Annotated in this window: 15 protein-coding genes; all 15 read left to right on the top strand. The window is 63.9% G+C overall.

Translation table 11 applies throughout. From position 1 onward, the window contains the following. Window positions 1-5 precede the first annotated feature (5 nt). The 15 genes from KP001_RS11640 to murJ all read left to right on the top strand — a co-directional run bounded on the left by KP001_RS11640 (window position 6) and on the right by murJ (window position 18,315). The gene (locus KP001_RS11640; RefSeq protein ID WP_217285813.1) at window positions 6-2,210 is read left to right on the top strand and encodes a methyl-accepting chemotaxis protein; all 2,205 of its coding nucleotides are present in this window, start codon (window positions 6-8) and stop codon (window positions 2,208-2,210) included. A 175-nt stretch (window positions 2,211-2,385) separates the two neighbouring features. Beyond that, window positions 2,386-3,192 (top strand): tryptophan synthase subunit alpha, encoded by an 807-nt coding sequence (gene trpA / locus KP001_RS11635; protein WP_217285812.1) that lies wholly within the window; start codon window positions 2,386-2,388, stop codon window positions 3,190-3,192. 133 nt (window positions 3,193-3,325) lie between these two features. After that, on the top strand, window positions 3,326-4,174 hold the full coding sequence (gene accD / locus KP001_RS11630) for an acetyl-CoA carboxylase, carboxyltransferase subunit beta (RefSeq protein WP_217285811.1): 849 nt from the start codon (window positions 3,326-3,328) through the stop codon (window positions 4,172-4,174). A gap of 178 nt (window positions 4,175-4,352) precedes the next feature. After that, window positions 4,353-4,979: a LysE family translocator gene (locus KP001_RS11625; RefSeq protein WP_217285810.1), complete on the top strand. Its 627-nt coding sequence runs from the start codon at window positions 4,353-4,355 to the stop codon at window positions 4,977-4,979. A 62-nt stretch (window positions 4,980-5,041) separates the two neighbouring features. Continuing rightward, window positions 5,042-6,316: a bifunctional folylpolyglutamate synthase/dihydrofolate synthase gene (locus tag KP001_RS11620; protein WP_217285809.1), complete on the top strand. Its 1,275-nt coding sequence runs from the start codon at window positions 5,042-5,044 to the stop codon at window positions 6,314-6,316. Window positions 6,317-6,385: 69 nt separating this feature from the next. After that, the gene (locus KP001_RS22025) at window positions 6,386-6,679 is read left to right on the top strand and encodes a hypothetical protein (protein ID WP_239027763.1); all 294 of its coding nucleotides are present in this window, start codon (window positions 6,386-6,388) and stop codon (window positions 6,677-6,679) included. Beyond that, window positions 6,649-8,514: an LPS-assembly protein LptD gene (locus tag KP001_RS11615; protein WP_239027762.1), complete on the top strand. Its 1,866-nt coding sequence runs from the start codon at window positions 6,649-6,651 to the stop codon at window positions 8,512-8,514. The genes KP001_RS22025 and KP001_RS11615 overlap by 31 nt, the downstream gene beginning before the upstream one ends. Before the next feature lie 126 nt (window positions 8,515-8,640). Next, complete coding sequence (gene rfbB / locus KP001_RS11610) at window positions 8,641-9,708, top strand: dTDP-glucose 4,6-dehydratase (RefSeq protein WP_217285808.1); 1,068 nt, start codon at window positions 8,641-8,643, stop codon at window positions 9,706-9,708. Window positions 9,709-9,851: 143 nt separating this feature from the next. After that, window positions 9,852-10,682, top strand: a complete 831-nt coding sequence (rfbD, locus tag KP001_RS11605; RefSeq protein ID WP_217285807.1) for a dTDP-4-dehydrorhamnose reductase — start codon at window positions 9,852-9,854, stop codon at window positions 10,680-10,682. A gap of 169 nt (window positions 10,683-10,851) precedes the next feature. Next, complete coding sequence (locus KP001_RS11600) at window positions 10,852-11,244, top strand: cupin domain-containing protein (RefSeq protein ID WP_217285806.1); 393 nt, start codon at window positions 10,852-10,854, stop codon at window positions 11,242-11,244. Further along, on the top strand, window positions 11,245-12,396 hold the full coding sequence (locus tag KP001_RS11595; protein WP_217285805.1) for a Na+/H+ antiporter NhaA: 1,152 nt from the start codon (window positions 11,245-11,247) through the stop codon (window positions 12,394-12,396). A gap of 57 nt (window positions 12,397-12,453) precedes the next feature. Continuing rightward, window positions 12,454-13,527 (top strand): mannose-1-phosphate guanylyltransferase, encoded by a 1,074-nt coding sequence (locus tag KP001_RS11590; RefSeq protein WP_217285804.1) that lies wholly within the window; start codon window positions 12,454-12,456, stop codon window positions 13,525-13,527. Window positions 13,528-13,683: 156 nt separating this feature from the next. Beyond that, entirely contained in the window at window positions 13,684-15,423 is a 1,740-nt protein-coding gene (locus KP001_RS11585) for an aldehyde ferredoxin oxidoreductase family protein (RefSeq protein ID WP_217285803.1), read from the top strand. 31 nt (window positions 15,424-15,454) lie between these two features. Beyond that, the gene (locus tag KP001_RS11580) at window positions 15,455-16,624 is read left to right on the top strand and encodes a class II aldolase/adducin family protein (RefSeq protein WP_217285802.1); all 1,170 of its coding nucleotides are present in this window, start codon (window positions 15,455-15,457) and stop codon (window positions 16,622-16,624) included. Window positions 16,625-16,746: 122 nt separating this feature from the next. Next, window positions 16,747-18,315, top strand: coding sequence for a murein biosynthesis integral membrane protein MurJ (gene murJ / locus KP001_RS11575; protein ID WP_217285801.1), 1,569 nt, complete (start codon window positions 16,747-16,749; stop codon window positions 18,313-18,315). The last annotated feature ends 6 nt before the right edge of the window (window positions 18,316-18,321 follow it).

The raw sequence follows: 18,321 nt of genomic DNA, 5'->3' as shown, positions 1-18,321 counted from the left end.
TCATAATGAAAGACCTGACCTTGCGTACCCGCCTGATCGGGTCCTTCCTGATCATGGCCCTCCTGGTCGCCTTCACCGGCGGTTTCGGCGCGCTCAACATCAAGAGGGTCGGCGGCCAGATCCAGAACATCCTGGAGCAGCTCTCCAAGCAGCAGAAGCTGGTGCTCCTCATGGGTGTCACGCAGAAGTACTGCCACGTGAGCCTGATGCAGGCGGCCCTCGTTCCCAACGATCCGGAGAAGCTCCAGGAGTACATCGAGGACTACCAGATGAAGCGGGACACCCTCTTGAGCCAGGCCCAGATCATTCTGGACGGGAACAAGAAGCTCGGGGTGCTCCCGGTGGCAAAGGGTAGCGTGATCGAGAAGCGCACCCGGCAGTTCCTGGTGAGTTGGGCGGAGTTCGAGAAGGTCGCAGACGAGCTGATCGCGCGCAAGCAGACGCTCATGAAGGGGGTTCCGGCCGGCGTGATGAGCCAGGCGGCCAAGGACGCCCTGGCCGACCAGCGGTTGAACCAGCTGGCCAACGAGGAGATCGCCACGGCCAACGACAAGGCCAAGGAGGATCTGGACGACATCCTGGTAGAGGTCGGCAACCGGATGACCGACGCGAACAAGCAGGTCAGCGCCATCCAGCAGTCCGCGGGGATCACCTTCACGCTGGTGATCGTGGTCGCGGCGGCGCTGGCGGTCGCCCTCGGCCTTTTGATCACGCGCAACATCGTCTCGCGCGTCCGGGTGATGGCCGAGGCGGTCAACAGCGGCGCCGATGGCGACCTGACCGCCAGGGTCGAGATGGGGAGCCACGACGAGATCGGCAAACTCGGGAGCGACTTCAACGAGATGGTCGGCAGGCTCTCCGGGATGATCGGCAAGGTTTCCCGCTCCTCCAACGAACTGGCGGGAATATCGGATACCATGGCCAAGGCCTCCCACTCCGTGGTCGGCTCCGCCAAGACCCAGGCCGAGAGCGTCTCCAAGACCTCCGCCGCCATCGTCCAGATCAACACCTCGGTGAAGGGGGTGGCCCAGGGGGTCGACTCCCTCTCCATTTCCGCCTCCGAAAGCTCCTCCTCCATCCTCGAGATGGCCTCCAGCGTCGAGGAGGTGGTGCAGAACATGGAGAACCTGGCCCTGTCGGTGAACGAGGTGAGCTCCTCCATCGTCGAGATGGGGGCATCCATCAAGCAGGTCGGCAACGGCGTGGTGAGCCTCATGGAAGTCTCGACCGCCACGGCCTCTTCCGTCATGGAAATGGACAGCTCCATCAAGCAGGTGGAAAGAAACGCCAACGAGACCGCGGCCATCTCCAAGGCGGTGCGCATCGACGCCGAGACCGGGCGCGAGGCCGTCGACGCGATGATCACCGGGATGCAGGAGATCAAGCGCGCCTCCCTGATCACCAGCGAGGTCATCGCCACCCTCTCCGAGCGGGCCGCCGACATCGGCGACATCCTCTCGGTGATCGACGAGGTGGCCGAGCAGACCAACCTCCTAGCCTTGAACGCCGCCATCATCGCTGCCCAGGCCGGCGAGCACGGCAAGGGTTTCGCCGTCGTCGCCGACGAGATCAAGGAGCTCTCCGAGCGCACCTCCGTCTCCACCCGCGAGATATCCCAGGTCATCCGGGCCGTCCAGGACGAGACGCACCGCGCCGTGGACGCCATCGATCAGGCCGAGCGCTCCATCGCCGACGGCGAGCTGTTGTCGCAGAAGTCGGGTGAGGCGCTCACGAAGATCGTGGTCGGCGTCACCGAGGCGACCGCCCAGGTGACCGAGATCGCGCGCACCACGGTCGAGCAGGCCAAGGGGAGCCAGATGATCCGCGAGGCGATGGAGCAGGTCTCCGAGATGGTGGCCCAGATCGCCAAGGCGACCCGCGAGCAGGGACAGGGGAGCGAGCTGATCATGGCCGCCGTCGAGAACATGAAGAGCCTGACCTCCCAGGTCCTTTCCTCCACCCGCGAGCAGAACAAGGTGGGGAACCTGATCGCCCAGTCCACCGAGAGCATCACCGAGATGATCCGCCACATCAAGCGTGCCTGCGACGAGCAGTCCCGGGGTTCCGAGCAGATCGTCAGGTCCGTCGAGGATATCCAGGAGGCCACCGATGCCAACCTGGAGGCGACCCGGGTCATGGACGAGGCGGTCTACAAGCTGTTCCGCCAGACCGAGATGCTGAAGCAGGAGATGGAAGCGTTCAAGATCTAGGACGCCTCCGGCGAATTTTTTTGCGGTACTGACCAAATCCCCCTCTCCCCGAGGGGGACTTTTTTTGTTATAAGGGGAGGCCGGCCGCGGACACCGCCGGAAACGACCCAAAAGCCCGAAGCGACGCTTCTTCAACGTAGAACACAGAGCGTAGAACGGGTTGCAAGGAGTGACAATGAGCAGGATTGCCGATAGATTCGCAGCACTGAAAGCACGCGGGGAAAAGGCGCTGGTGACCTTCGTCACCGCCGGCGACCCCGACCTCGCCAGCACCGAGCAGGTCGTGCTGGAACTGGAGAAGGCGGGCGCCGACCTGATCGAACTCGGGGTTCCCTTCTCCGATCCCATGGCCGACGGTCCGACCATCCAGCTCTCCTCCGACCGCGCCCTGGCGGCGGGGACCACCCTGCCGGGGATCCTGGAGATGGTGGCCCGGCTCAGGACCCGCACCCAGATCCCCGTCGTCCTCATGGGGTATTTCAACCCGATCTTCGCCTACGGTGCCGAGCGTTTCGCCTGCGACGCCGCCAAGGCCGGGGTGGACGCCCTGCTGGTGGTCGACCTTCCCCCCGAGGAGGCGGCCGAGCTGAAGGATCATACCGACCGCTGCGGGCTGGACCTGATCTTCCTGCTGACCCCCACCTCAGACACCTCCCGCGTCGACTCTGTGGCCCGCCTGGGCTCCGGCTTCATCTACTACGTCTCGGTCACCGGGGTGACCGGCGCGAGGACCGCGGTCGCCGATACGCTGGCAGGACGCGTGACCGAGGTGCGTAACGCCCTGGACCTCCCCCTCGTGGTGGGCTTCGGCATCTCCACTCCGGAGCAGGCCGGCCAGGTCGCCAGCGTCGCAGACGGCGTGGTGGTGGGGAGTGTCCTGGTGAAGTTTTTCGAGAAGTACCAGGGGGAGGAGCTCCTGCGTGAACTCTCCTCGTTCGTATCCGCTTTAAAACAAGGGGTGCTGCAAGGGGTGCAGAAATAATACGTATTTTTTCAACGTCTTAGCGATGGAACCGCACCGTTTTGTTTGACATAGCAGGTTCTATCTGCTAAGAATCAGCGGCGATTTACGTCTTTATAAAACAGCTTGGGGCTTTCCCCAAAAGAGGGCACATATGGCTTGGTTCAAAAGGGATAATCCGCCGATGGCGAAGGCTGGGGAGCACAAGGTTAAGGTACCGGAAGGGCTCTGGACGAAGTGCGTCAGCTGCGGAGAGACCATCTACACGAAGGACATCGAGAGCAACCTGAACGTCTGCCCGAAGTGCGGCCATCACTACCGCATCTCGACCAAGAAGAGGATCGAGCTGCTCATCGACGAGGGGACCTTCACCGAATTCGACGCAGGCATTGTCTCCGTCGACTTCCTGGAGTTCAAGGACAGCAAGAGCTACCAGGACCGCATCGACCAGGCCGTCGCCAAAGGCGGCAGCAAGGACGCCATCGTCTGCGGTTCCGGCAAGATCGAAGGGACCCCGGTGCAGATCTGCGTCTTCGACTTCGCCTTCATGGGCGGTTCCATGGGTAGCGTGGTGGGCGAGAAGATCACCCGCGGCATCGAGCGCGCCCTGCAGGAGGGCACCCCGTGCATCATCGTCTCCGCCTCCGGCGGCGCCAGGATGCAGGAGAGCATCCTGTCGCTCATGCAGATGGCGAAGACCTCGGCGGCTCTCGCCAAGCTTCGCGAAGCCGGGCTTCCCTTCGTTTCCATCCTGACCGACCCGACCACCGGCGGCGTCACCGCGAGCTTCGCGATGCTGGGCGACATCAACATGGCCGAGCCCAAGGCGCTGATCGGTTTCGCGGGGCCCCGCGTCATCGAGCAGACCATCCGCCAGAAACTCCCCCAGGGGTTCCAGCGTTCCGAGTATCTCCTCGACCACGGCATGGTGGACGTCATCGTGGAGCGCGCCAAGATGAAGTCGCAGCTTTCCAGCATCCTCAAAATGCTCTACAGAAACTAAAGCAGGTCAAGATCGAGGCTGGGGTCAAGAAAGCCCGGCCGGCGTAACAATGAAGGGTTGAGGCGGAGAAGGGGTTCCTTCCAAACCTCGACCCTTCTTTTTTGACCGCTTCATCGACAGTTGAACGGCTGTTCAACCTCAACGTCAACCTAAACCTTGACCTTTAACAGAGGTTCCCATGGTTTCCTTCTCCCAACTGGCCCTCTTCGCCGTCGCCTCCACCGTGCTCATCTTCACCCCCGGCCCCGACATCATCTACGTGATGACCCGCGGCGTCGCACAGGGGAGGAAGGCGGCCCTGGCCGCTGCCGCCGGGTTCGCGCTGGGCAACTTCGCACACACCTTCTTCGCCATCGTCGGCCTGTCCGCCCTCATCACCTCCTCGGCGACGGCGTTCGCCTGCGTCCGTTACGCGGGCGCCGCCTATCTCATGTACATCGGATACAAGATGCTGAAAAGCCGCACGTCGCTGGTAGCCGAGGGCGCGGCCGGCGTCCTGCAGAGCCGGGTCATCTTCCGGCAGAGCATCCTGGCCAATGTCATGAACCCCAAGGTGGCGCTCTTCTTCCTCGCCTTCTTCCCCCAGTTCGTGGACCGCTCCCGCGGCGGCGTCCCCATGCAGATGCTTGTCCTCGGGAGCACCTTCGTCGTCCTCACCATGCTCGGCTTCGGCGTGGTCGCGCTACTTTCGGGGGAGATCGGGCGCTGGCTCAACCGCGGCGCCGGCGCCGGGAACCGCATCGGCCAGGCCGCCGGCTGCATCCTCATCGGCCTGGGACTGCGCCTGGCCTGGCCGCAACGCTAGCCTCGCGCTCCGGGGATTAATATGGACTTTTTCACCTTCTTTACCTATAATCGCGGCCTGTTATGACCTATGCGGAAACGCTCGCGCACATCTATGCCCTCGGCCGGTTCGGCATCAAGCCCGGACTCGACAGGATCACACGCCTGCTGGCCGCGCTGGGCAATCCGCAGGATGTCTTCAAGGCCGTCCACGTGGTCGGCACCAACGGCAAGGGGTCCACGGCTTCCTTTCTAAGCTCCATTCTCAAAGCAGGCGGCTACCGGACGGGACTCTTCACCTCTCCGCACCTGATCTCCTTCACCGAGCGCATCCAGATCAACGGCGTCGAGATAGGGGAGGCGGACGTGGTCCGCTTCGCCGGGGCGGTCATGGCGGTCGCCCCCGAGGAGACCACCTTCTTCGAGATCGTGACGGCGCTCGCCATCCTCCATTTCGCCGAAGCGGGCGTGGAGGTCGCCATCTTCGAGGCGGGTATGGGGGGACGGCTCGACGCCACCAACGTCTTGCAGGGGGTGCTCTGCGCCATCGCGCCGATCTCCCTGGAACATACCGATTACCTTGGCAAAACCATCGAGGATATCGCCGCCGAGAAGGCAGGGATCTGCAAGCCCGGGGCGCCCATCCTGTCGGCACGCCAGGACCGCGACGCGCAGTTCATGATCGAACACCAGGCGGCCCACATCGGCGCTCCGCTTTACCGCCAGGGGGAGTCGTTCGACGCCTTCTGGCTGGACGGCCTGCTCAACTACCGCGGCATCGGCGTCACGCTGGACGCTCTTTCCTGCGGCATTCACGGGCACTACCAAAGCGGCAACGCCGCCCTGGCGCTCGCCTCGGCGGAGCTCATGCGCGCGATCGGTTTCCCGGTCACTCCCCAGGCGATGATCGCCGGCGTGGCCAGCGCCCGCTGGCCCGGCAGGATGGAACTCTTTCCCGGCCCGCCCCGTCTGCTGCTTGACGGAGCCCACAACCCCGCGGGGGCTGTCGCCCTGGCCGAGGCGCTCGCCGATTTCCCGCGCCGGCGGCTTTTCCTGGTGGCCGGCGTCATGGCGGACAAGGAACTTTCTGGCATACTGGCGCCGTTACTGCCGCTTGCGGACCGCGTCTTCGCCGTCGCTCCCGCCCTGGACCGGGCCCTTCCCGCCGGGGAACTTGCCATGTACTGTTTCGGTGCGGGTGTCGAGGCGATGGAGGCGGGGAGCGTGGCGGAGGGGATCGAGCTGGCCCGGAATCTCGCCCAGGACGACGACCTCATACTGGTTTGCGGATCCCTCTTCACCGTCGGCGAGGCCCGCAGCCACCTGAAGTCGAGGAACTTCGAGCCGTTCAGAGGGTGAACGGCGCGGCGGCTGCCGGACCCGGACATGTCCGACGGATTAAACCCACTTTGTTTCAGTTGGAGCCCGATGAAACCTTTAAGAGCCCTGTGGCTTCTTACATACCTGCTCTGCTCAGCGACGCTTGCCCATGGCAAGGACAAGGCGATGTCCTTCAGCAAGGCTCCCCCCACCGATAAGAGTGCCTCTTCTGAGAAAACGGGCACACCCGACAAGGTGGTCTTGCCCGGCAAGGAGGCGACGCTCCAGGCGGATTCCCTCTACGTGGACAGCCCCACCGAGAGCTACCATGCCGAAGGGAACGTGCGGATACTGCAGGGGGAGCCTCCCTTTTGGCCGACAGCGTCATCTATCGTCGCCTGACCAGCGACGCCCTGGCCCAGGGGGACGTGCTGCTTGAGCGCGGCGGCGACACCATGAAGGGTGACCAGCTCTCCCTGAACCTGGCGACCCAGAAAGGTGAACTCCTGAACGGGGAGCTGTTCATAAAAAAATCCAACTTCCGGCTGCGCGCCCCGCGTCTGATCAAGACGGGCGATGAGGATTACCGGGTCGAGCGCGGCACCTTCACCACCTGCGACGGCGAGCACCCGAGCTGGCGCTTCGAGGCGACGCAGGTCGACGTCACCCTGGACGAGTACGCGACCGCGAGAAACGCCGTCTTCTACGTCGACGGTGTCCCCATCTTCTATACCCCCTACCTGGTATTCCCGGCCAACACGGAGCGCCAGTCCGGCCTCATGATCCCGAAGCTCGGCTTCTCCTCCAAGAAGGGATTCTACCTGGACCAGCCCTATTACTGGGCCATCAACCCGAGCCAGGAGGCGACCTTCGACCTCGACCTGGAGAGCTCGCGCGGCGTCGGAGCCGGCGTCGATTACCGCTATCTCAGGCCCAACGACAGCCAGGGGCGCCTGCGCGCCTTCGGCATCTACGACACCAACCAGTCCAAGTTCCGCGGGGAGGTGCAGCAAAAGCACCTGGAGCTGCTGACGCCGGAGCTGACCCTCGCCTCCACCGTTCATATGGTTTCGGACCGCAAGTACTACCTCGACTACGGCGAGTTCTCGGGGGAGTACAACCGGCAGCTCCTGGAGTCGTCGGTCTCCTTCGACCGGCGCTGGCAGCGTTACGGTCTGTTCGGGGCGCTGCGCTACGACCAGGACCTCGAGGCGCCCAACAACCGCGCCACCCTGCAGCGCCTGCCGACCTTCGGCTTCATCGCGGCGGGCGAGAAGGTCGGGCCGCTCTTTCTTTCCATGGATTCCAGCCTGACCAACTTCGAGCACGCGCAGGGGCCGACCGGTCAGCGCCTCGTCCTGCATCCCCGCGCCAGCTATTACGCCAAGCCCGCCGGGATCTTCGACTTCACCCTGTTCGGCGCGTTCCAGCAGCGCCTGTACAACGCGCGCGGCGAGACCCCGGAGACCGGCTGGCGCCAGATCGGCCAGGCCGACGGCGGCGGTGCCCTGTCGCTGCCGCTGGAGCGGATCTACGACGGAACCTTGCGGCACCTGCTGGTACCGTCGCTGCACTACGACTACGTGCAGCGGCGCAGCGACGAGGACCTGCCGTTTTACGACTACGCCGACCGGGTGCTCGGACAGAGCATCGCCTACTGGTCCGTCGCCAACACCTTCACCCGCAAATACGTGCGGGAGGGGATGCCCGACGAGTACCGGGACATCCTCTACCTGAAGCTTTCCCAGGGGTACCAGTTCTCCGGTCAGCGCCGCGACCTCCTCACCCTGGTGGACGAGGGGAACCGCCTCACCGACCTGATGCTGGAAAGCGTGGTCACTCCGCTTAAGGACCTTTCCCTGCTGGTCGACGGGCGCTACAACACCACGGACAACGTGCTGTCGACGGCGAACCTCGGTTTCCAGGTCAAGGGGGAGGGGCGCAACCAGGCGAGCGTCACCTACCGTCACAGCCGCGACCAGCTCGATTACCTTGGCGCAGGGGTCACCTTCCCGCTCACCAGCCAGGTCACGGCCGATCTCCTTGGGCGCTACTCCTTCGACAAGGGGGGCTTCCTCGAGTCGCGCTACGCCCTGGAGTACCGGCAGCAGTGCTGGAGCGTGATCCTCGCCTACTCGGATCGGGTGAGCAGTCACCAGGTGAGCGGCGAGAAGCAGTTCACCATCAACTTCTCGCTGGCCGGGCTGGGATCGCTGGGACCGATTCAGACCTTCTAGAGAGGGGGCGTCTCCCGCAAGCGCTAGAAAGTTGACACTTTTGCTTTTTCCGGTGTATCTACAATAGTCGGCTGAAATGAGGGCGCCGCTTGGCGAACCCCGACAGCGAGCCGGCCGGAGGGTCTCATGCAGGATCTGTTCACCCCCACCTCCTTACTGGTTACCGGAGGGGCGGGATTCATCGGTTCCAATTTCATCAACCACTTCATGGCGGGCAACCCGGGGTGCCGGGTGATCAACCTTGACCTCCTGACCTACGCGGGGAACCTGAAGAACCTGACGGCGGTGGAGGGAAATGCCAGCTACCGCTTCGTGAAGGGTGACATCTGCGACGCCGAGCTGGTGGCGCGCCTTTTGGCCGAGGAAAAGGTCGATGCCGTGGCCCATTTTGCCGCCGAATCGCACGTCGACCGCTCCATCACCGGTCCCGACATCTTCGTGAGAACCAACGTGCTGGGGACCCAGACCCTGCTGGAGGCGAGCAGGCTGCACGCCGAAAAGCTCCCCGACTTCCGCTTCCTGCAGGTTTCCACCGACGAGGTCTACGGCAGTCTCGGCGCCGAGGGGTACTTCACCGAGGAGACGCCGCTTGCGCCCAACTCCCCGTACTCCGCCAGCAAGGCCGGCGCCGACCTCCTGGTGCGCGCCTATTTCGAGACCTTTGGCCTGCCGACCCTGAACACCCGCTGCTCCAACAACTACGGTCCCTATCACTTCCCCGAAAAGCTGATCCCGCTCATGATCCACAACATCCTCAAGAAGCGTTCGCTGCCGGTGTACGGCGATGGCCTCAACGTGCGGGACTGGCTGCACGTGAAGGATCACTCCGCCGCCATCGAGCGCGTGCTGAAGCGGGGGAGGCCGGGGGAGATCTTCAACGTGGGGGGCAACAACGAGTGGAAGAACATCGACATCGTGAAGCTGGTCTGTGACCTGATGGACGAGCGCCTGGGGCGTGCCGCCGGCGAGAGCCGCGAGCTGATCACCTTCGTCAAGGACCGCAAGGGGCACGACCGGCGCTATGCCATCGACGCCTCAAAGCTGAAACGGGACCTCTCCTGGGAGCCGAGCTACACCTTCGAGCGCGGTATCGCCGAGACCATCGACTGGTACCTGGCCAACCAGGGGTGGGTCGAAGAGGTTGTCAGCGGCGCCTACCGCGAGTATTACGAGACGCAGTACGGGGCGGCATAAAAAAACGAGTTCTACGTTCTATGTTCTACGTTCTAGGTTAGAATCTTTTCTTGGTTTGCCGGCTGCGGTGGCAATCAGGTGTTTTCGGTTTTTAACGTAGAACATAGAACGCAGAACGTAGCACCGGTTCTATGGGGTTTGAGATGATTCTGGTAGTTGGCAGCAAAGGGATGCTGGGGCAGGAGTTGATGGCGCTGTACGGCGACGCCGCGCGCGGGGTCGATGTCGATGAGATCGACATCACGGACCTCGAATCGGTGCAGCGGGTGCTCCTCACCCTGAAGCCGTCCGTGGTGATCAACGCCGCCGCCTACACCGACGTGGATGGCTGCCAGTCCAACACCGAACAGGCCATGATGGTCAACAGCGAAGGGGTGGGCTTTCTCGCCATGATCAGCAAGGAAATCGGAGCCAAGCTGGTCCAGGTGAGCACGGACTACATCTTCGACGGCCAGAAGGGCTCGCCCTACCTGGAGGATGACCTCGCGGCTCCGCTCAGCGTCTACGGGGAGTCCAAACTGGGCGGCGAGATGAACACCTGGTTCAACCCGGACCACCTGATCGTGCGCACCCAGTGGCTCTACGGCCACGGCGGCAAGAATTTCGTTGAAACCATGCTGAAGCTGGGCGCGGAGAAGAAGGAGCTGACCGTGGTGGACGACCAGATCGGCTCCCCCACCTGGACCCGCGATCTCGCCCTCGCCATCAAGGCGCTGCTGGACAAGGGGTGCCAGGGGACCTACCACGCAGCCAACTCGGGGTTCGTGTCGTGGAACGGCTTCGCAAAGGAGATCTTCCGCCTGGCCGGGCTCGACGTCGCGGTCCTGCCGATGACCACCGGGCAGTTGAACCGCCCGGCGCCGCGCCCCCTTTATTCGACCCTGGACTGCGGGAAACTGCAGCAGGACACCGGGTTCGTGCCCCAGCCCTGGCAGGACGCGCTCAAGCGCTACCTGGAGTTGAGGCCGGCATAATTCCGAAACCGGGCGAATGATTATTCGCCCCTACAGCGACCGCCCCCCAGGGGGCTGGGGGAGCCGGCATCAGCGACGTTGTGGCACCTGCCCCCACCCCCTAACCCCCTCCCGCAAGGGGCGGGGGAACTAGTCGTGTAACGGTATCTACAACAACACGGAGGACATCATGGAACGCGGAGAGCGTCCCTGGGGAACATACACGGTCCTGGACGAGCATAACGGCTACAAGATCAAGCGCATCGAGGTGCTGCCGGGCCAGCGACTTTCGCTGCAGATGCACCATCACCGCAGCGAACACTGGATCGTGGTTTCCGGCACGGCCAAGGTCACCTGTGGCGAGACTGTGAAGATCATCAACATCAACGAGTCCACCTTCATCCCGATCGGGTCGACCCATCGACTGGAGAACCCCGGCGTGATACCGCTGGTGATCATCGAGGTGCAAAGCGGCGAGTACCTGGGCGAGGACGACATCGTCCGCTTCCAGGACGACTACCACCGTGTCGAGGCTCCTGGTGCGGAGAGCGCCGTCGAGGCGGCCGTGGAGCCCATCGTATAAATGCATAAACAACTAAGCCTGCTCAGGGAATTCTCCGTCCCGCTGGCGGCGGGCGTCATCGCCGCGCTGGTCTGGGCGAACCTCGCCCCCGGGCAGTACCACCACTTCCTGCACGACCCGCTTTTAGCGGGTCTTTCTATTCACTTCGTCACCAACGACATCTTCATGGCGTTCTTCTTCGGCATCGCCGCCGTGGAGATAACCCAAAGCTGCCTGCCGGGGGGCGATCTGCACCCGTTGCGGCGTGCCGTCAACCCGCTGCTGGCCACGGTCGGCGGGATACTTGGGCCGGTCGTGCTCTATCTGCTCCTGAATGCCGCATTCGGCACTCCTGCCCTGAACCGTGGGTGGGGGATTCCGACTGCGACCGACATCGCGCTGGCCTGGCTCGCCGCGCGGTTCATCTTCGGGAAGGGACACCCGGCCATCTCCTTCCTGCTGCTTCTGGCGATTGCCGACGACGCGGTGGGGCTGGTCATCATAGCGCTTTTCTACGGCGACCCGCTTGCCCCGGTGCAGCCTCAATGGCTGCTTCTTTGCGGCGCCGCGCTGGCCCTTTGCTACCTGCTGCGGCACTGCAGGGTGAATAACTACTGGCCCTACCTCATTTTCGGGGGGGCTCTGAGCTGGTTGGGGTTGCATGAAGCCCACCTGCACCCGGCCCTGGCGCTGGCCCTCGTGGTCCCGTTCCTGCCGCACCCGCCGGTGGAGAAGCGCCACATGTTCGACATCGACCCTGACGACCTGACGCCGCTCTCCCGGTTCGAGCACGACTGGAAGCTGTTCGTCGATATCGGGCTTTTCGTTTTCGGGCTGGTGAACGCCGGCGTCGCCCTCGGCTCGGTCGGCCCCGCCACGTGGCTGGTACTGGCGTCCCTGATCTGCGGCAAGATGATCGGCATCGTGCTGTTCGGGCTCATGGGAAGCAAGCTCGGCTTCCCGCTCCCCATCGGGGTGGGGCTGCGCGAGCTGTTCGCAACCGGCCTCGTCGCCGGGATCGGTTTCACCGTGGCCCTGTTTGTAGCCGGAGAGGCATTCCCTGGCTCGGAAGCCGGTTCGTCGGCCAAGATGGGAGCCATGTTGAGTCTTTTTGCCTTCGTGCCCGCGGCCCTGGTGATGAAGATGCGCAGGCTCACGCGGGGCTGCGCCTAAGTTTTCTTGTTTCTCCCCTCCTTTGGGCAGGGGGATCTCTTACAGCTGGAGGAAACCATGTACATCGTCATCCTCGCGGGCGGCTCCGGCACCAGGTTCTGGCCGCTGTCCCGCAAGAGCACCCCGAAGCAGCTCATGTCCGTTTTCGGCGGCAAGTCCATGCTGCAAAGGACTGTGGAGCGCGTCCTGCCGCTCGCCCCCAAGCGGGTAATGGTGGTCACCAACGCGCTGCAGGCCGCGGAGACCAGGGCCCAGCTGGCCTACATCGACGGGGTCCCGGTCGACGTGATCGAGGAGCCGGTGGGGCGCAACACGGCGCCTGCCATCGGCCTTGCCGCCTCCGTCATCGCCCGTTTCGATCCCGACGGGATCATGGTGGTGCTCCCCGCCGACCACTACATCGTCGACGAGGAGACCTTCCGTGCCACCCTGGCTGCCGCGCGTTCGGTCGCGGTGAGCGGCGCGCTGGTGACGCTGGGAATCACCCCGACGCGGCCGGAGACCGGCTATGGCTACATCGAGGCCTGCCAGCATGCGGAGTCAGGCGCGGCACCGGTAAAGCGCTTCGTGGAAAAGCCGAACCTGGAGCGTGCGATGGAGTTCCTCGCGTCCGGGCGCTTCTACTGGAACAGCGGCATGTTCGTCTGGTCCGCCCGCGCGATACTGGACCAGATCGCGTTGCACATGCCGGAACTCTCCCAGGCCCTGGCAAAGCTCAGCTTCGAGACCGACGTCTGGGACCTTTCCGGTCTGAACCCTCAGGTAGCCGAGATCTATGGCGGCATCAAGGGGGAGTCGATCGACTTCGGCGTCATGGAGAAGGCGCGGGACGTGCAGGTCATTCCCGCCTCCTTCGGCTGGAGCGACGTAGGCTCCTGGAGCGCCCTTCCCGAGGTGATGGAGGCGGACGCGGCGGGGCACGTGGTCATCAACTCGACGGGTGCCGTGTCGGTAGGAGCCAAGGAGTGTCTTGCCTATGGCAACGGTAAAGTGGTAGCCTTTGTCGGCGTCAGCGACCTGATCGTCGTGGACACCCCCGATGCCCTGCTCGTCTGCTCGAAAGCGGCCGCGCAGGACGTGAAGAAAGTGGTCGAGGAACTGGAGCGGCAGGGGAAGCAGGAACTGCTTTAAAAATAGTAAAGGGACAAAGGCGGAGCACAGAGGACACAAAGGAAAAGCCAAGGCGGTCACAGAGGATTTGTCATTTTCCTGAAGCAGCCTTTCCTCTGAGACCTCCGTGGACCTCCGTGCCCTCTGTGGTGAGCTTTTTGAATTCTTGAGGTTTTTATGTTCGGCTGGACCGGAAAGTTGCTGCATGTTGATCTCACCCGTGGCACCTGCGAACGCAGGGAGATCCCCTCAGAGATTCTGCACGCCTACCTGGGGGGGCGCGGGCTTGGCGTCCGGCTGATGCGTGACTACTTCCGCCTCGGCCCCTTCGAGCCTGACATGCCGCTCATCTTCGCGGTAGGCCCCCTGTGCGGCACCAATTCCCCTACGGCTGCGCGCCTCGCCTGCGTTTCGCGATCGCCGCTCACCGGCACCATCTACGACTGCTCGGCGGGGGGGCGCTTCGCGTGGCGCCTCAAGGCGGCCGGCCTCGACGCACTCTTCATCACCGGAAAGAGCCCCCACCCGGTCGTTCTTTGCATTGACCCGGTACGTGATGAACTGCATCCGGCCCAGTCGCTGTGGGGCAAGGGGGTGAAGGAGACGGTGGCGGCACTGAAGGAGCGGGGTTCCGTGACGGCCATAGGCCCCGCCGGCGAGAACGGCGTCCTCTTCGCCAACATCATGATGGGGGAGGGGAACTCGATCGGCCGCGGCGGCCTCGGTGCCGTCATGGGGGCCAAGGGGCTGAAAGCGGTCACGGCACAGGGTGACGGCGTGACCGGCATCGCCGACAGGGAGCGCTTCGATGCCGCCCGCGCCGATGTCATGCGCCTTTTCCTGGCCTCGCCGGTCATCTTCGGCGAGTTGGGCATCGCCGAGTACGGCACACCGGCCCTGGTCGACCTGATGGCGCAGCGGCGCATGGCTCCCACCGAGAACTTCCGCTCCACCTTCTTCGCCGGATCCGGCAACTACTCCGGTCCGGCCATCCGCAAGGAGTGCGGCGCAAGGAAGGAGGGGTGCTACGGCTGCCCCATCCAGTGCAAGAAAGCGAGCGCCGCCGGCGAGCCGCTGCCGGAATACGAAACGGTGAATCATTTCGGCGCGTTGAACGGCATCTCCGACCTGCATGCCATCGTCAGGGCCAACACGATGTGCAACGAGCTCGGCCTGGACACCATCTCCGCCGCGGCCACCCTGTCGGCCTTCGGCGAGGCGCGCGGACGTTTTCCGGATGCGGCCGAAGTGGCGAGCCTGCTCGCCGACATCGCCTACCGGCACGACCAGGGGGAGCTCCTGAGCCTCGGTTCGCGTCGCGTCGGCGAGGTCTTGGGGAAGCCGGAGCTGTCCATGAGCGTCAAGTCCCTAGAGCTTCCCGCCTACGACCCGCGCGGCGCCTACGGCATGGCGCTCGCCTATGTCACCTCGAACCGCGGCGGCTGTCATCTGCGCGCGTATCCCATCTCGCACGAGATACTGAGAAAGCCGGTCCCCACCGACCGCTTCTCCTTCTCGGGGAAGGCGAGGATCATCAAGATCGCGGAGGACGTCAACGCGGCGGTAGACTCGCTGGTCGCCTGCAAGTTCGCCTTCTTCGGCGCGACCCTCGAGGAGTACGGCGAGCTCCTCTCCGCGGTGACCGGCGTGGAGTACGGCCCGGAGTCGCTCAAGGCGATCGGCGAGCGGATCTACCTCACCGAGCGCTTCTACAACTGCGGCAACGGTTTCGACCGCAGTCACGACACGCTGCCGCGCCGGTTCTTCGAGGAGGCGGGAAGCGCCGGCGAGGGGATCGACGTCCCCCCCATCGACCGCGCCCGTTTCGACGAGGAGCTGCAGAAGTACTACCGTATCCGCGGACTCGACGAGGACGGAGGTTTCGGTGACCGCGACCTCCTCGGCGAGCTGCCCTGAACGTGCCACCACAAACATGAAGCTGTGAGATATGCGAGACCAGATCAGTAAATATACCGGCAAACTTCTTGCCGACCGCTCGGCCTGTGCCGACGGCATCGCCTTCGCGGCGCAGGACGACGCGCTCATCACGGCAGGCGCCCCCGACCTGGCCGCACTGGCGGGGGGGACGCTGTCGCGTCTGAACTCCCTCGCTCTGGTGGCCGCGCGCCCGTCGCTTCCCTTCGCGGACTTCCTGATCGCCCGGGCCGGGGAGGGGGAGGAGTGCATCGTCCCCCAGGACACCGAGACGCGGACCTTCCTGCACGACATCCCCTTCCTGCGTAAAAAAGATCTCGCAGGCGACCCCGCCCCCGTCCTGGCCAGGCTCCTGGGCAACAGGAAAGGGGTCATCGTCGAAGGGATCGGGATCGTCGCCGTCGGCGCCATCACCGTGGAGCAGGCCTTCATCAACTACTCCTCGGTGTTCCATTCCACCTTCGTGAAATACCTGCAGGATCTGCTTGCCGACGGCTTCCGCCTGCCGGGGGAGCGTGAAGCCTTCGAGGCCTTCCGGCGGCAATGGCTGAGGCCGCTCTTCGCCGAGGGGCTGGATTTCGCGGGTGCCCTCTCCCTGGACAAGAACGGCATCCTTGCCGAGATCGAGCGGGTGGGGCGCTACACCGTGGAGCGCGGGCTGGTGGATTCCTTCTTTGGCAACATCTCGGTGTCGGCGGGTGAGTTGATCTACATCTCCCAGACCGCCGCGAGCCTGGACGAGCTGAAAGGGTGCATCGACCCGGTTCCGGCCGACAACTCGTCCACCACCGGGATCACCGCCTCCAGCGAGCTTCTGGCGCACCGGAAGATCTACGAGCAGACCGGCGCCCGCGTCATCCTGCACGGCCATCCGAAGTTTTCCGTGGTGATGAGCATGCTTTGCGATCGCAAGCGGGAGTGCGCCATCAAGGACTGCTGGAAGGAGTGCCCCCACGTGCGGGATCTGGGGGGAACCCCGGTGGTCGCCGGCGAGATCGGGGCCGGCGGACTCGCCAAGCGCGTGCCCCCCGTGATCGGCGCCAGCGGTTCCGCCATCGTCTACGGCCACGGCGTCTTCACGCTGGGGCGGCAAGGGTTCGGCGAGGCCTTCGCCGCCATGGTCGATGTGGAAAATTTCTGCCGGGAGGAGTACTTCCGGCAGCTTGATATCACAAAGGCTTAAAATTTAACGCAAAGCCGCAAAGGCGCAAAGAAGTCACAACCTTCTTTTAAGACCTTCGGGTTGGTTACTTCGCGGCTTTGCGTCTTTGCGTTAATTTTGGGTTTCAGGTTTTAGGAGGTTGTTTGTCTGAAAAGAAGAACATAGCCCGCGCCGCTGGCGTTTTGGGCGCGGCCACCATGCTCTCCCGCATCATGGGGATGATCCGCGACATGGTGGTCTCCCGCCTCTTCGGCGCCGGCCTCTACACGGACGCCTTCTTCGCCGCGTTCCAGATCCCCAACATGCTGCGCCGCTTCTTCGCCGAGGGGGCGCTCACCTCCGCCTTCGTCCCCACCTTCTCGGAATGGCACACCCAGAAGGGGGAGGAGGAGACCCGCGCGCTGGCGAACGTCTGCTTCACCGCGCTCACCATCGTGATGGCCGTCATCACCATCGCCGGCATCATCTTCTCGCCGCAGATAGTCCACCTCATGTTCCCGGGGTTCACCTCCAACCCGGAAAAACTTTCGGTCACCATCTTGCTGAACCGGCTCATGTTCCCCTACATCTTCTTCGTGAGCCTGGTCGCCCTGTGTATGGGAATACTGAACACCTTGCGCCACTTCTTCACGCCGGCGATCTCCACGGTGTTCCTGAACATCTCCATGATCCTGTGCGCGCTGCTGCTTAACCACCGGTTCCAGGTTCCCATCGTCTCGCTGGCGGTGGGCGTGCTGATCGGCGGGGTGCTGCAACTGGCGCTGCAACTCCCGGTGCTTTACCGGAAGGGCTTTCCGGTGAGGCCCAACTTCGACTTCGGGCATCCCGCGCTGAAAAGGATCACGCTGCTCATGGGGCCGTCCGTGTTCGGTGTCGGTGTTTACTACCTCAACATCGCCGTCGGTTCCATCCTGGCGTCGCTCCTTCCCGAGGGGAGCGTCTCCTACCTTTATTACGCTCAGCGGCTCTTCGAGTTCCCGCAGGGGATCTTCACGGTTTCGGTTGCGCAGGCGGTCCTTCCGTCGATGAGCCGCCAGGCGGCCGCTGGGGACATGGACGCGCTCAAGGAATCCCTCTCCTACGGCGTCCGGCTTACCCTGTTCATCACCATTCCCGCCATGGTGGGGCTCATGTTCTGCGCCACGCCGATTTTCTCCCTGCTGTTCATGGGGGGCGCCTTTGACTACGCCAAGGCGGTCAACTGCGGCACCGCGCTCCTTTACTACTCGGTGGGGCTGACATTCGTGGCGCTGGTGCGCGTGCTGGTCCCGGCCTTCTACGCGCTCAAGGACACCAGGACACCGGTCGTCATCGCCTTCGCCGCTTTCCTGCTCAACCTGTTGTTCAGCCTGATGCTGATGGGGCCTATGAAGCACGGCGGGCTCGCGCTGGCCTCGTCCCTTTCCGCGCTGGGCAACATGATGCTCCTGCTCTGGTTCTTGAGAAGGAAGATCGGCCCCTTCGGGGGGCGGGCCATTGCCGTCGCCGGGGTGAAAGGGATGATGGCCTCCGTCCCGATGGCGCTGGTGGTGTACTGGATCATGCGGCTCATCGACTGGTCCCCGGCCGGCAGGCGTCTGCTCAAGGGAGGCGTGCTGGGGGGCGGGGTGCTGGCGGGCATGGCCATCTTTCTCGTGTCGGCGCACCTGCTGCGCTGCGAGGAGGCCGGTGACGTGATCGGGCTGGCGAAGAGAAAGCTGCTCAAAAAATAGAAGTTG

Origin of the sequence: Geomonas subterranea, assembly GCF_019063845.1 — a bacterium.
Taxonomy (GTDB): Bacteria; Desulfobacterota; Desulfuromonadia; order Geobacterales; family Geobacteraceae; genus Geomonas; species Geomonas subterranea.
Note: the sequence above shows the minus strand (reverse complement) of the source record. Positions and strands in the feature narration are given on the sequence as shown.

Coding starts and splice junctions, on each gene's coding strand:
- KP001_RS11640 (WP_217285813.1), top strand. CDS start 6: ATGAAAGACCTGACCTTGCGTACCCGCCTGATCGGGTCCTTCCTGATC.
- trpA (WP_217285812.1), top strand. CDS start 2,386: ATGAGCAGGATTGCCGATAGATTCGCAGCACTGAAAGCACGCGGGGAA.
- accD (WP_217285811.1), top strand. CDS start 3,326: ATGGCTTGGTTCAAAAGGGATAATCCGCCGATGGCGAAGGCTGGGGAG.
- KP001_RS11625 (WP_217285810.1), top strand. CDS start 4,353: ATGGTTTCCTTCTCCCAACTGGCCCTCTTCGCCGTCGCCTCCACCGTG.
- KP001_RS11620 (WP_217285809.1), top strand. CDS start 5,042: ATGACCTATGCGGAAACGCTCGCGCACATCTATGCCCTCGGCCGGTTC.
- KP001_RS22025 (WP_239027763.1), top strand. CDS start 6,386: ATGAAACCTTTAAGAGCCCTGTGGCTTCTTACATACCTGCTCTGCTCA.
- rfbB (WP_217285808.1), top strand. CDS start 8,641: ATGCAGGATCTGTTCACCCCCACCTCCTTACTGGTTACCGGAGGGGCG.
- rfbD (WP_217285807.1), top strand. CDS start 9,852: ATGATTCTGGTAGTTGGCAGCAAAGGGATGCTGGGGCAGGAGTTGATG.
- KP001_RS11600 (WP_217285806.1), top strand. CDS start 10,852: ATGGAACGCGGAGAGCGTCCCTGGGGAACATACACGGTCCTGGACGAG.
- KP001_RS11595 (WP_217285805.1), top strand. CDS start 11,245: ATGCATAAACAACTAAGCCTGCTCAGGGAATTCTCCGTCCCGCTGGCG.
- KP001_RS11590 (WP_217285804.1), top strand. CDS start 12,454: ATGTACATCGTCATCCTCGCGGGCGGCTCCGGCACCAGGTTCTGGCCG.
- KP001_RS11585 (WP_217285803.1), top strand. CDS start 13,684: ATGTTCGGCTGGACCGGAAAGTTGCTGCATGTTGATCTCACCCGTGGC.
- KP001_RS11580 (WP_217285802.1), top strand. CDS start 15,455: ATGCGAGACCAGATCAGTAAATATACCGGCAAACTTCTTGCCGACCGC.